This window comes from Cohnella sp. LGH (genome assembly GCF_017671885.1).
Lineage (GTDB): Bacteria > Bacillota > Bacilli > Paenibacillales > Paenibacillaceae > Cohnella > Cohnella phaseoli.
Window position 1 is genome coordinate 8,455,617 of record NZ_CP072117.1, and the last position, 14,239, is coordinate 8,469,855.

7 protein-coding genes are annotated in these 14,239 nt (G+C 52.9%); all 7 read right to left on the reverse strand.

Annotated elements, in window-relative coordinates; all coding sequences use genetic code 11:
- Position 1: 1 nt before the first annotated feature.
- The 7 genes from J4772_RS34895 to J4772_RS34925 all read right to left on the reverse strand — a co-directional run bounded on the left by J4772_RS34895 (position 2) and on the right by J4772_RS34925 (position 14,037).
- Positions 2 to 1,381 (reverse strand): ABC transporter substrate-binding protein, encoded by a 1,380-nt coding sequence (locus J4772_RS34895; RefSeq protein ID WP_209073391.1) that lies wholly within the window; start codon positions 1,379 to 1,381, stop codon positions 2 to 4.
- A gap of 130 nt (positions 1,382 to 1,511) precedes the next feature.
- Complete coding sequence (locus tag J4772_RS34900; RefSeq protein WP_209073392.1) at positions 1,512 to 3,119, reverse strand: response regulator; 1,608 nt, start codon at positions 3,117 to 3,119, stop codon at positions 1,512 to 1,514.
- Complete coding sequence (locus tag J4772_RS34905) at positions 3,116 to 4,900, reverse strand: cache domain-containing sensor histidine kinase (protein WP_209073393.1); 1,785 nt, start codon at positions 4,898 to 4,900, stop codon at positions 3,116 to 3,118. Before J4772_RS34905 ends, J4772_RS34900 begins: the two co-directional genes overlap by 4 nt.
- Positions 4,901 to 4,967: 67 nt before the next feature.
- Positions 4,968 to 5,810 carry a carbohydrate ABC transporter permease gene (locus J4772_RS34910; protein WP_116063910.1) on the reverse strand — a complete coding sequence of 281 codons (843 nt, stop codon included), beginning with the start codon at positions 5,808 to 5,810 and terminating at the stop codon, positions 4,968 to 4,970.
- 21 nt (positions 5,811 to 5,831) lie between these two features.
- Positions 5,832 to 6,755 carry a carbohydrate ABC transporter permease gene (locus tag J4772_RS34915; RefSeq protein ID WP_209073394.1) on the reverse strand — a complete coding sequence of 308 codons (924 nt, stop codon included), beginning with the start codon at positions 6,753 to 6,755 and terminating at the stop codon, positions 5,832 to 5,834.
- A gap of 254 nt (positions 6,756 to 7,009) precedes the next feature.
- Positions 7,010 to 7,789, reverse strand: a complete 780-nt coding sequence (srtB, locus tag J4772_RS34920) for a class B sortase (protein ID WP_209073395.1) — start codon at positions 7,787 to 7,789, stop codon at positions 7,010 to 7,012.
- Between the two features lie 20 nt (positions 7,790 to 7,809).
- The gene (locus tag J4772_RS34925; protein WP_209073396.1) at positions 7,810 to 14,037 is read right to left on the reverse strand and encodes a DUF7601 domain-containing protein; all 6,228 of its coding nucleotides are present in this window, start codon (positions 14,035 to 14,037) and stop codon (positions 7,810 to 7,812) included.
- Between the last annotated feature and the right edge of the window lie 202 nt (positions 14,038 to 14,239).

The window sequence follows — 14,239 nt, forward strand, 5'->3', positions numbered from 1 at the left end:
CCTAATTGTTTTTCTCGAACACTTTGTCCGCTTGGCTGCGGAATTCCGCAACCGCCTGGTCAATGGTCGCTTGGCCGAACTGCTGCTTCTGCACGATCTGCTCGAACAGCTTCGTCACTTCCCCGGCGCCCTTCGGACCCGGATCGTACCAAGCCGGTTCGATGCCCGAGACGTGCTCCAGCATGGCGATCATTTTCTTATCGCGGTCCGTAAACTTCGGACTTAAATACTCGCGAACTTTCTTGTTCTCCGGAAGGCCGCGCTCCGTCTCGAGAAGATCGGCCGCTTCCTCGGTATTCACCAGGAAGTCGATCAGCATCGCCGCTTCCTTCGGATGCTTGGATCTGGCCGAGGCCGACAGGAACATCGAGGTTTGCAGCACGCTGCCCGTCTTCTGGCCGCGAGGATAGGAGATCATATCGACGTTGTCCTTCATGATGTTCTCGTAAGCAGGCAGAGTCGCGATCCAGGTCGGTCCCATAATGGCTACGCTGCCTTTCAGCAGGGCGTCCTTATTCGGGTCAGCGTTGCTGAGCGGCAGGAACGAAGCCGTCAGGTTGGCCGGAGGGGCGAGACCTTCCTTGCGGGCGTCCTCCCACATTTGCAGCCACTTCTTCAAGTTGTCGTCCTGATAGCCGAGCTTGTTGCCGTCGTACAGCTTGTCGCCTTCCGAGAACAGGTAGTACATAAACGCTTCCAGCGATGGAGCCGAATCGAACACGCCGTACACGTTGCCGCCGAGCTTCGCCTTCAACTTTCGAGCGGATTCGAAAATTTCTTCCCAGGTCGAGTCCAGCTTAGGCAGCTCTACTCCCGCCTGCTGGAAGATCCCTTTGTTGATCAACAGAACGGAAGCGTTGTCCGCCATCGGAATGCCGGCCAGCTTGCCCCCTACCGTGCCTTGATTCGCCAAAATATCGGCATTCAGGTCGGCTACGCCCAGCTCCTTGCCGGCAAACGGATTCAGATCGGCGAGAATGCCGCGTTCGGAGTATTCCTTAATATACAAAACGCTCATCTGCATAACGTCCGGCTCGTTGTTTGCCGCCACCTGCGTGGACAGCTTCTCCCAGTAGCCGTCCCAAGACGAGTACTCCGGCTTAACCTTAATATTCGGGTGCAGCTCCTCGAACTTCTCGATCGCTTTCATCGTCCGATCATGCCGTCCTTGGCTTCCCCACCAGGAGAAGCGAAGCTCCACCTTGTCTCCGCTCGAGACTTCCGCCCCCGCGCCGCTTGCGCCTGCCGACGCGACGGCCGAACTCGAAGGCGATACTTCTGTATTGCCTCCCGATCCGCACCCGGCGATCAATCCTGTAATGAGGGCCATCGGCAGAGCAAGGGAACACCATCTGGACAGCTTGGTCCTTCTATTCATCATTCGCGAAACACCCCTTAAGTTTGAATGACTGGCTCTACCTCTCATTATAGGAATCCCGTTTTCGATAAAAATAATAGAAATCTATAAAATGTACCGCAAATATATGAAGTATGAGAGAATGCCCCCGCTCCTATCCGAACTCGGACGGATTGCAGCCCCAATAGCGTTTGAACTGCTGGCTGAAGTAAGCATTGTTCTTGTAGCCTACCAGAAGCGCGACTTCATACAGCTTGTATTTGCCGGATGCCATAAGCTCCTTCGCCTTTTCCATACGAACTTGGGTCAAGTATTGGTTGTAATTGTCTCCCGTAACCTGCTTGAAAATCTGACTCAAGTAGTTGCGGGTCAAATACACCTTGTCGGCAATGACATCAAGCGTCAAATCCTCGGCATAATGCTGCTGCACGTAGCGCTTGATAAAATCGACCGTTTTCCGGTGCTTGTGCGTTCCCCGGCTGCTCATGACCTCGGCGACCGGCACCGTCATCTCCGTCAGCCATGCTTCGAAATCCCGAAGGCTTGTCATCCGCTCGATGTCCTTGTACACATACAAGCCCGGATGGATCGTCTCCATCTGAACTCCGCTTTCGTAGAGGGAGATCGCAAGCATGCCCATCAGATCGATGGCCATGTCGCGCAGCGTTCCGATCCCGGGCGCCCCCTGCTCCAGCAGCAGTTCCGTCAACTCCCGAATACGTTCGGGGACCCACTCGACTTGCCCCTGCACGACGGCTTCGACGATCTTCTGATAATGATCCAGCGGACGGCGCATTGCCCTGTTCCCTCTGCCCTGCAGCTCGTCTTCACTGAGCAGCCAGGCATCGCCCATCGCATCTTTGTCCGCCAGAAGGAGGCCGGCCTCCCGGTAGGAGACTGGGATTTGCTGCACGGAGTCCACAGGCTTGCCGACCGCTGCCCACACCTGGAGCTTCAAGAAGCTTCGGATATTGTCGGCATACTCCCGAGCCGTCTGTTTCACGCGAGACAGGACGAACTCCTTGCGGACCTCCGCAGGTACGGACACGAGCAAAACGATAACCCGAGACTGCATATCCGCCAGTTGAACGCCGGGTCTCGTCCGATTCATCTCTTCGACGATATTTTTGACACCGTACGTGAATTTGGGCAGGTCGCTCGCCTTGTAATCGGCCCGCTCCCGGGTGACGGCATATTCGAGCATGATGACGGCAAAATATTGGCGGGCGAAATCGAGCTTTAACCGCCGGGACACCTTCGTGAAAAAAGCGGTCTCGCTAAAGCCCGGCTCCAGCAGCCCCTTGAACAGCTGCTTCCGCGTCTCGGGCAAGTGAATGTCCAGCAGCTCGCGCAGTTCCCGCTCCTCTTGCTCGCTGCTGCGCTTGCTCCGGATTTGCTCCACCGCCCCCCGCAGCACTTCGCCGATCTCGCCCAATGTCGCGGGCTTGGACATATAATTGAACACCTGAAGCTTAAGCGCGGCCTGGGCCACCTTGAAATCCTCGTAGCCGCTCAGAATGATCGCCACGGCCGTATGTTTCCTCGCCCGCATCGCCTCCAGCATCTGAATGCCGTTCATCACCGGCATGTAAACATCGGTCAAAATCAGATCGGGACGATGGAGCTCGATCAGATCCAAGCCTTCCTGTCCGTTCATCGCAACGCCAACTAGCTCGATACCGAATTCTCCCCATGGAACCGATCTCTGCAACCCGTATAGCGTTGTCATATCGTCGTCGACAATGACTGCTCGAATTTTCACGCTCCCCCATCTCCTTCCCGAGATTTCCCCTCGACATTAATCGGCTCCCGATCGAGCATCGGCAGGCTCACGACAACCTTCGTACCCGCCCCCGGCCGGCTATCCACATCGATTCCATATTCGAATCCGAAATAGAGCTCGATTCGCTCCCTTACGTTCCTAAAGCCGGTATGCTCCCGAGCCGCCGGCAGTGCGGCGGGGTCCATTCCGTGACCGTCGTCCTCCACCGTAAAAATGAGCTTGCCTTCCTCCGCCCTGCCGGTCACGCGAATCGTTCCCCGCCTTCCGGAATGGAAGCCGTGAATGAGCGCGTTCTCGACGAACGGTTGGAGCGTAAGCTTCGGCATGTAATAATCGTTCAGCGATTCCGGAAGATCGAACTCGAAGCCGACGTGATTGCGGTAACGGATCTTCTGAAGCTCGGCGTAGCAGTGCAGATGCTCCAGCTCCTTGGCGACCGTAATGAACGAGGCTCCGCTGGACAGGCCGATCCTCAGCATTCTTCCGAGAAGCGACAGCATCCGGCTGATCTCGTCTGCGCCGGATTCGATCGCATGCCAGTTCATCGTGTCCAGCGTATTGTAGAGAAAATGCGGGTTGATCTGCTCTTGAAGCACCCGCATCTCCGCTTCCCTTTTCCGCCGATTCTGTTCATTGACCTCCTCCAGCAATTGCGCCAGGTTCTGGGTCATTTGATTGAAGTTTTTGTTTAAGTAGCCGAACTCATTCTCGTAATCGTTCTCGACCCTCAAGTCGAGATGCCCCTGCTTCATCCGGTTCATCGCCTGAATGAGACGGCGGATCGGCCGAACGAACTGTCTGGAGAGGAAGAAGGCCATCGTAATGGCCAGAACGACGCATAGGGCGACGGCGAGACCGATCGTCTGCTGAATTCTTCGACTGCCCTGCGTAATCTCGTTCCATGGAATGACGTCCATCGTGGTCCAGCCGGTACGCTGCTGCTTGCTCCAGATGAGCAGCCGCTTGGCGCCAAGCTCGGCGACGGCATAGTTCGCTCCTTCCGCTGCCCCGTCCATAATCCCAGGCAGTCGGTCGGCCAATTCGTCATAAGGAACGGCATGCTCCGCTTCGGGATCGGAGTCCACCATCAGCCGCAAGCTCGTATCCAGTACATATCTGGCTCCGTCCGCCGTATCCCCCGACATCAGCTGCCGGAAGTAAGACAGCTTCAGGTTAAAGGAGAGAATGCCGATCTCCTCCCCCTTGGACGAGAGCACCTTGCGCATGAAGCTGACGACGCCTTCCTTCCCGACCAGGTAGCCTGCGACCTCCAGGGGCCGGGCTCCGAACCACGCCGAATCGGCGTTGCGAATCGTTTCGTAGGAGGGGCTATTCTTCAAAATATCGTAAGCGAACACGCCGTTGGCGCCGATGTGCGTGCTGACCGTCGTATTGACGGCATAGAGCTGCACGGAGTGAACCGCTTCGTTCACATAGCTGTGTCGGCTGAGCAGATCAATGACCTCGGCGTTCTGCTCGATCCGTTCAAAAGAAGATTCGCTCTTCTGCAAATATTGAATGACGACCGGGTTGCTGGAGATGACCAGGGAATCGTTTTCCACCGTCTGTAGCTGCAGCTCGATCTGCTTATTTATCTCGTTCAGGAGCAAACGACGAGAAGAGATCGTCTTGTCAACGACCTCTTGGTTTGTAATATAGTAGCCCGTACTGCCAAGCAGCGCGATGAGCACGGCGGATATGAACAGAAACGAGGTGAAAAAGGTGACGGAAAAAGAGAAGGTTTTAAAAGGATTTCTCATGAGGTTCACCTGCCCAGGTTGTTATTAACCTTAGCATAAGCCGCGATATCCGGTTGTACAAGCGTCATTAGCCTTTGATCCCCGTCGTCGCGATCCCTTCCACGAAATACTTCTGGGACACCAGGAACAGAACGAAGCTCGGAATGACGGACAGTACCGACATGGCGTACATTGGCCCCCATGTCACGGCCGAGGAATTGTCGAGAAACAGCCGGAGTGCCAGTGGAACCGTATATTTGGCCGTGTCCGTCAAATAAATCATTTGCCCGAGAAAATCGTCCCATGTCCAGATGAAGCTGAACAGCGCCGTCGTGATGAGCGCAGGCATACACAGCGGGAGCACGATTCGAAACGCGATTCCGAGCATCGAGCAGCCGTCGATCTTGGCCGATTCGTCGAGATCCTTCGGGATGCCGCGAATGAATTGGACGACCAGGAAGACGAAGAACGGGCTGACCGCCAGAAAGTGCGGAACGATCAGAGGCAGCGTCGTCCCGACCCAATCCAGATTTTTGAACAGAACGTATTGCGGTACCAGCGTCACTTGCGTCGGAAGCATAAGCGTCAGCATGAGGATGCCGAACCATAAGCTTTTTAACGGAAAGTGGAGACGGGCAAAGCCGAACGCGACGACTGCGCTCGAGAGCACCGTTCCGACGACCGACAGCCCCGCGACAAAAAACGAATTGTAGAAAAAGTGGCCGAACGAGAAGCCGGAAATCGCCGTCCACCCCTCGGCAAAGTTAGCCCAGCGCAGCGTAGACGGAATCAAGTTCGCTAGCGGAATTTCCTCGTTCGTCTTGAGCGAGCTGCCGACCAGCCACAGGATCGGATAGATCATCAGGAAGCTGCCTGCGATCAGCACCGCGTAACGGGACAAGAGCTTGTACTTGTTGGCGATCAAAGTCATCGGAGGTTCTCTCCTTTCGGATTAATTTTCATAATGTACCCAACGCCGGGAGCTTCCAAAGATGATCCATGTCGACAGGGCGATCAGAATGAGCAGCACCCACGCCAACGCGCTCGCATAGCCCATATCGAAATAGGCGAAAGCTTTCTGGTACAAGTAGAGCGCGTATACCAGGGTCGAGTTGATCGGCCCGCCCTGCGTGACGACGAACGCTTGAGTGAACATCTGGAAGCTTCCGATCGTCTGCATGACAAGGTTGAACAAAATAATCGGAGTCAGCATCGGCAGCGTAATTCTAAAGAAGGTTCGTATCCTCGACGCCCCGTCCACCGAGGCGGATTCGTACAGATCCTTCGGAATTTGCTTTAATCCCGCCAGGAAAATGACCATTGAAGAACCGAACTGCCACACCGCCAGCATGACGAGCGTATACAGTGAGGTGGTCGGCAAATTGATCCAGTCCGTCGCGGGAATACCGATCAACGAGAGCGCCTTGTTCACGATGCCGTCGATACCGAACAAATTCCGCCAGATCGCCGCGATCGCCACGCTGCCCCCAACCAGAGACGGCAAGTAGAAAATCGCGCGAAACAGCGTCATGCCGCGGATCGCCTTGTAGAGGAGCATGGCCACCAGCAGGGCGAAGATCAGTTTAAGCGGAACCGACAGCACCACATAGGTAAAAGTGACCTTAATAGCTTGCACGAATGTTTGATCTTCCATGAAAATTTCGCGATAGTTCGCCATCCCCGCCCATTTGGGCGATTCCAGCAAATTATAGTGGTTTAAGGAGTAGTACAGCGATTGAAGCATCGGCCACAGGGCCAACGCCAAAAATCCGATTAACCACGGCGAGATAAACGCGTATCCCCACACAGATTCCGCATGCTTGCTCAGCTTGCGGCCCCCGCCGGCCTTAGGAGCCGATTCCGATTTTACTGCCATAGCGCACGCACTTCCTTTCTTCGGTCCAATTCCCTCCATCGAATAAGTTCATTTTAGCCAGCTAGCCGGTTCGCCTAAATAAGAGAAATCTATAATTTGTAACGGATATATACGAAGTTGAAAGTACGGGGAGGAGCTAGCGATAAAAAACAACCATCGACGACTGGGATCGTCGTCAATGGTTGTTGGGAGCTTGATTCGATGGGGTTACTTGTCGATCAGTTCGCTTGTTTTCAGCAGTCTTGCTATCCGATTTAACGCTTGCGGGCGACCACTGCTAGCCGACCGTTTTCGGTAGAGTATTCGCAGGTAGACAGTACAATAAGCCGATCGCCGTACTGGGCGGTCACACCCGTATCATAAAGCGCGAGTTTTTTTATGTTTTCAACATAGGAATCGAACTCGTCGGGTGTTCCTGCCTTCTCAACCTGATAGTACTTGAAAACGTCGTCCGATTTGCGGTACACCTCTGAGAGAATAACGCCCACAATCTCGTATTCCGCTTTCTCGTAAAGGGTGTTGAACTGGATTGTAGAATGCTCCTTATAGTAGCTTTCTTTTTTGTAATTCAGCAAATCCGCAAACATCAGGCCGCTTTTCATGTTATGGCCGTGAAGCAGTAGAATGTCCGATTCGTCTATCCGGTTCTGGGCGTCCAGGAAGGGAAGTCCGTTTTTGTTATCTTTCTTATCGAAATCATGATCCAGATAGTACTCCTCGTCTTGCGGGTTTTGCATGACCGGATAGTCGATCCGGGTGTTATCAATGGTTAGCCAACCGATCATGTCCGGGTTTCGCTCGTAAAGCTCCTGATATTCCGAAAGCATGACCGGCTCGCTCGCCTGCTTGATAGAAAGCGGGGGTGTTTGAACATCCCCACCCGTATCCGATCTTGCCTTTTCCAACTGCTGCGTCAACTCGTCGATCTGTTTCTGTGCCTGATAATCCCGTATGAGATTCCTCGCAAGACCTGCCACAGCAAAGACCAGCAGAAGGACGGAAAAGGCGATAAGAATTTTTTTTGGTTTTGTCATCTCTTATCGCCGCCCCCGCATTAGTTGATCTTTTTCTTTCTGAATGGTATTGCGATTAGGAGTCCGATCAGGGCCATCAGCGCCAGCGCCATGTAGAAGGTCGAAGATGCGCCGCTGTCTCCTGTTTTCGGAACGTTGTCCAGCTCGTCATCTTCAGGCGGTCGGGCATCAATTCCCTTGCCAGATCCGTTGTTGCCGCCAGGCGGGTTACCGTTGTCGGTTCCGTTGTTGCCGCCAGGCGGGTTACCGTTGTCGGTTCCGTTGTTGCCGCCGCCAGGTGGGTTGCCATTGTCGGTTCCATTGTTGTCGCCGCCAGGCTGGTTGCCGTTGTCTGGGACGGTGTTGCCGCCAGGCGGGTTATCATTGCCTGGCTTGGTATTGTTATCAGGCGGGTTGCTGGTACCCGGGTTGGTTCTAATCGGCTTCATCGGCACATCATATCTGACGATATCGAAATCAACACCGATCGTTTTGCTCGTATGCTTCTCGTATCCGTCCTTCGTTACGACAAGATAGTAATCCGCTTCAGGAAACACCATGAATGCATAGAAGCCGTTAGCGTCGCTTTCCTGATCCGGGCTCTCGTTATCGCGCGGCGGGAAATTCGGAACCGGAGGAAGCGTTACTTCCGTACCCGGAGTGCGCCCGTTATCTCTATTCCGTTGCGTATCTGCATAATACAGCGTAACCTTGGCTCTTTCAATCTTTTTGCCGGTGATTGCATTTCCGGTTGTCTCGTCGTACACAGTACCGTAAGGGTCTACTAATTCCTCCGAAATATTTAATTCTCCATCTTTCTTCACTTTCAACTGTGCGACCTTGAAGAGCACTTCTTCGCCGTTGTCCGCTTGATAGCGAACTTGCATCGTGTACGTCTGCTCGCTCAGCCCTTCTACGGAGAAGGTGCCGTCCGGCCCCATCGGAAACGCCTTGGGGTTGCCATTGCCATCCTTGATGTAGTTCCCTTGGGCATCCCTTAAATAGATATACATATGGCTAGAAAATTCATTGTCGAACAGCGCTGTTGTCCCGTCCAGCTGCTTGAACAGAACGATCCCAACTGCCGTAATGTCCGCCGGAACGGTCTCGTCTGTGACTGCGCTGTCCACATTGGCCTTCTGTGTGAATGGAATCTCGACATCCTTGCCGCCGACCTGATACACCTTCGTATACGTGATCGTATAATCGGTATCCGCTTTGGCAGGGACGGAATATTCCCCATCCCCATTGGTCCAAATCTCCTCGGTTCCGCCGGTCTTCTTATTCGTCACAATGATTTTCGCATTCGGAATGATTTCGCCTGTGTTGTTGTTACGCAGCACGCCTTCCAAATACGGACGGGTATTAACAAAAGGAGCTTGGGCTTCTTCCTTCTCCGGGATGCTGCCCGTGTGAACGAGCCCTTCGGGATCCGTCACATAGCCCTCCGTCGTATAGTCCTCCTGAGTCACCTTATACTGAAGATTCGTCGGAAGTCCGTGCACAACGAACGTCTGCGCATTTGTAAGCTGGAAGGTGTCTCCACTCTCGATTGTACCCTTGCTTCCGTCCGACTTCTCATAGTCGTAGGATCCGTTCGCTCCCTCGCCTGTGAAAATGATCGTGTACTTGAACGGCTTCGTCTTGTCGTTATCTTTGCCTTTCACCTTGTTGCTGATGAGCAGGTCGCCCTTCACCACTCGCGTGTTCGTGAATGGAGCTTCCTCATCCGTGCCTTTCATGACTCCCTCAGATGACAATGCGGGAGTGGTCACATACTCCTCATCTGTATAGCTCTTCTGAGTCACGGTGTATTTCAAATCCTTAGGCAGACCCAAAATATCCAGCGTCTCTCCATCCTTGAGCTTGAAGGAGTATCCGGACTGGATCTTGTTCGCGCCCGTGCTGCCATTCTTCGCATACGAGTAGCTTCCGTCTTTGCCTTTATCCGCAAAAGTTACGGTATACTCGAACTCCTTCGTCTTGTCTCCGCCATTTCCCATGACCGTATTGCTGATCGTCAACTTGTTGACGGTCCGATGATTGACGAAGTCCGCATTGCGATCAGCCCCCGCCATGACTCCCTCATGAGACAATGCCTCAGGGGTGGTCGCGTAGCCGTCGTTCTTGTAGCCATCCTGGGTGATCGTATACTCCAAGTTGTCGGGAAGATCCTTAATTTTAAAGGTCTCTCCATGCTTGAGCTTGAAGGAATCGCCGGATTTGATCTTGCCCGGCGTAACCGTTGTGCCGACTACGTGCTCATAATCATAGACTTGATCCTTACCTGCGCCATCAAACGTTACTGTGTAGTTGAACGGCTTGTCCGATTCTGCGCCGTCCCCCGTGACGGTATTGCTGACGGTCAGATTGTTAAGGTATCGTTTGTTGACGAAATCTGCCTTGTGGACGCCTATATTCTCGATTGTGCCAGAATACTTTCTCGTTTCCGGAACGGTCGTGTAACCGTCAGGAGTATAATTTGTCTGGATTACTGTGTAAGTCAGACCGGCAGGTAGCGCCGGAAACTCGACAGCTTCCCCATGCTTGAGTATGATCTTGTATCCATTGATAATCTTGCTAACGCTAATTGCATCGTCTGACTTCTTGTAGACGTACTCTCCGCCCTCACCCTCGCCGTCGAAAGTAACGGTGTATTCGAAATCCTTGGTCGTGCTGCTTCCGTTGCCTTCCACCTTATTGCTGATGGTCAGCTTGCCTTGGGCCGGTGTGGGCACGACCAACGGATTATCAGAGGTTACTTTCACACCGTCAACCCAGATAGGCTTGCCGGGCGTATTTCCTACATACACCTGATAAATTTTCGTAGTGGGCAACCATGTCGTTGTATCAATATAGGTTTGCTTAAGCTCATAAAAGCCAGGATTCGGGAACAACAGATTGCGTTTGCCGTCACTTCCGGTTTTCCCTTTGGTAATTTCCGTTCCGTCATCTTTCTTATACAGTGTAAACTCTACACCCTCCAGCGGATTGCCGCTCGGGTCCACCTTTTTCAAGGGCAGCAGGGCATTGGAGCCTGAGCTGCCGGCTACGTCCGAGCTGTCCAGCGTGCTTTCGCTTTTGGCGCTTACCGATTTCAGCTTGTCATCGCCCATCAGCTTGACCTCGTTGCCCATCTTGTCGCCAGCCTTCGCTATGGAAGGGTCAATTTCGCTCTGGTACACAAACTGGTAGAACTTATTCGGGTCGGTCATCGTGAATTTTAGAACTGTCGTGCCGCCCACGCCCGGTTCGGCTTCAACCTGAACTTCACTATTCGGGCCGCCGAGATCCAGCGCTTCGCCGTCTCTTTCCAAAGCGCCGCTCGCGGTCAGCTTGGCACGGTAAACCGCCATACTAGGCGCCGACAGTACGAGATTGCCGCTTTCATCCTTGCGCAGGTTCATCCCCGCCCCAAGAGTGTCCTGCAAATAAACGCCTTGCTCCATGTTATATGGCGGATAATAGTTCACCGTCCATTCCAGTACGCCTGGAAACGGCTTTGAAACCGATTTGCCCAGCGCCTGAACAGGCACAATGACCTTGCGCTGTTCGGTGAGAACCTTTTCCACTCCGCCCCATGTCATATGGAGGTCGACTTTGTTAGACAGCATCTGCTTGCTCGTACCGTTAGTGGTGTATTCCTCCAAATACTTCTCCAGAGCCGCATTGGAAGGTCTTGCTTTTACCAGAATGACATAGGGGCTTTCCAGCTTGGAGAACGTGAAGGTGCCTACGTTCCCGCTATGGGAAAAGCTGACCACATGAGCAGGGGCGTTCGGCTCGATGATTGCCTTGGCGTCATTTCGAACCCCATAGCCGGTGCCGCCGCCATTGTCTGAATAACCTTTCCACAGCTCAAAATCCTTCCCCTCGGAAAACGGAACAAACTCCCAGTCCGCCGGCAGGGTATCCACAAGCTTCACATTGGTGATGACCCGACTTCCGCCGTCTTTCGCCATCTCGACCGTGTTGTACCCCGGCATATTTACCCCTAAGCGGAAGGTAACGGTCTTGGTTGTCCGGTCATAGGCCGAGATCGTCCACGCCTCGTTGTCATCGGTGGAGATGTAGCTGCCGACGCTATTCGGAGTCACGTTTTCAGGCGTACCATCTATCTTCAATGGCCTCGACGCAAAGAGCATATCCTTGTTCAGCATACGCAGGTGAAGGTTGGCGCTGTGTTCCGCTCGTTTTACGGCTTCGCCGTCAAAGAGCAATGCCCGATTCCAGCGTGTTTTCTCTGCGTTAAAATCCTGCCTGAAGAGGATAGCCGGGTTGGTCTCAAGCCCACGAAAGCTGAAGGATGCAGCCTTGTCAGTCGTGTAGCCCGTCACTTTAATCAAATCCGCTACGACTTCACCATTTACGGTTAATGGGATAGCCTTCAACGTCAAGCCGTTCGCACTCTTGAGCGTACCTTGATGATACTGCTTCCACAGTTGCGCTGTATTTATATTCGATTTTATTTTTGCAATGGTTTCTGCGCTAACCTCGCCGGTTGTATCCACAGCGTTATTCAAGACGTTCAAATCTCCGCCATGCACCAGAACATCGTATACTACCGCATCTGGCAAAGCATATTGCGGAGTCAGGCTAACCGTCCACGTAAGAGCGCCAAGATTGTAATCCTCCATTGAAAGAGAAGCGCCTTTTGTGAACGTATGTGCACCGATTGTAACGATAGCCTCGTCTGTCACTGCGGCGGGTCTTGTACCGGTTATTACATCGTTGTTCTGTATACCATCTGGTGTATCCAAATCCCAGTTGGCACGAGGATCGATTCTGAAGCTGGAGCCGCTGTTCACTTTGGACTTAATGATCAGTTGAACTTTACCGTCAATATTCCCGAAGGAATAAACTCCGTTTTCATCCGGAGTAATCTGTTGTGCTGCAGATGGCACGTTGTTCGCCCATGTCTGCCATGTGGCCGAGGTAAACTCCAGCCCTGCAGGCAGCACATTGGTGATGGCAAAGTTCTTTAACCCTGGTTTGTTATATTGGTTCACAACGATTGTCCATGTAATGGTTTCATTCGGATGGTCGTATGAGGCGGATGCTTGAATCCAGTCTGGCGCAACCCACGTTTCCCGTGATGCACTGGCTTTGGCAGTCGCACTCGCATCCCTCAGTTGTACGCTTGGGTTTAAATTCTCTCCTCCATTACGACCGGGATCTAATGCCACGCCCCGATACTCTTTGTAATACCAATCCTTAAGAAACCATGCTTGATACTCGACTTTTGGGTCCAGCCCTGTTCCTTCAGGGAAGATGTAGCTCAGACTGCCGTCTGCATCAAGGGTTGGCTCTACCGCAGTACCGTTTACCTTGAAGGAGCCAGGTACATAGACCATACGGTAATCGGAAGGCTTCGTATAGAACGTCATCCCGTCTAGCGGAAGTTTGATTGTTGCATCAAACAAATCAAAAGAGGATGGAGTGGACTGGAAAGTCAAATAACCGTCTTGATAGGCTGGCACAGTCAGATACCACCAAGTCCAGCTTCCATTCTTTGGCCAGTTGTTTCCTGTCAAGCTGATGCTGTATGCCGGTGTGACGTCCGGATTTTTGAGCTGGTAAGCTCCACCAAAAATCGTGATCGGCTTGGACTCGCCGTAATTTAAACCTGTTAAGTCCGAATTGGCGGTGGTTTCAAAGCTGAACGTAACCGCTCGTCCCACACCATTGAAGAAACCTTCATCTCCGTCAAACACAACCTTGATGCTGCTTGGAGTGAAATAGGCGGTGCCCAGCCTTTTCGGGCCGGTTTCCGTCTGCGCCATTAAGGACTTGGTGGCCGTTGGCAGCACCACTTCTTGGAAATGTTCTGTTCTCTGCAGTTCGATCCAGTCACCCTGCTGAATGTACAGGCTGTAATCAGCATTGGTCGGATTAGGATCATCGCCATTCACCGGCACCTTGAGACCTTCAGACTTAAGCGTAAATTGCTGTCTACCCTGGATTGTGCCGTCAGGGTCAACAACAGCGTTATTTTGCTTCACTTCCAGCGGAAAAGTTGAATTCGCTCCCATGAATATAGTCGTTTTATCCTCCGGTCCCGCCCGCAGCATCATTGGAAGGACCCCCTCCGGGTCACCATACACCGCCTCGGTTACCGACGACTCGGGAGCCGTAATTTCGGGCTCTTCCAGTTGATTCGCGGAAGCGGTAAAAGTCACAGTCTGCAAGGCCAGCAAGATCGCCAAACAGAAGGACAACACCGACTTGTACAAGATTGGTTTTCGTGTTAGGTTTCGTTTTCGTGCCATCCTCATTTCATCCTCTCCTTCGCTTTTTCCGCCTTCTTTTAGTCGTAAAAACGACAAAGAACGGCATTATTCCGCAGATTATTTTCAGTCTATCACCCCGACCTAGACAAAAACTCTACAAGCTCCCCGTGACTAGAAACACGCCTTACGGCGGCCTACGGACAAGTATCGCGTGCGAAAGGTGATCTGATCTCTCCTGTGA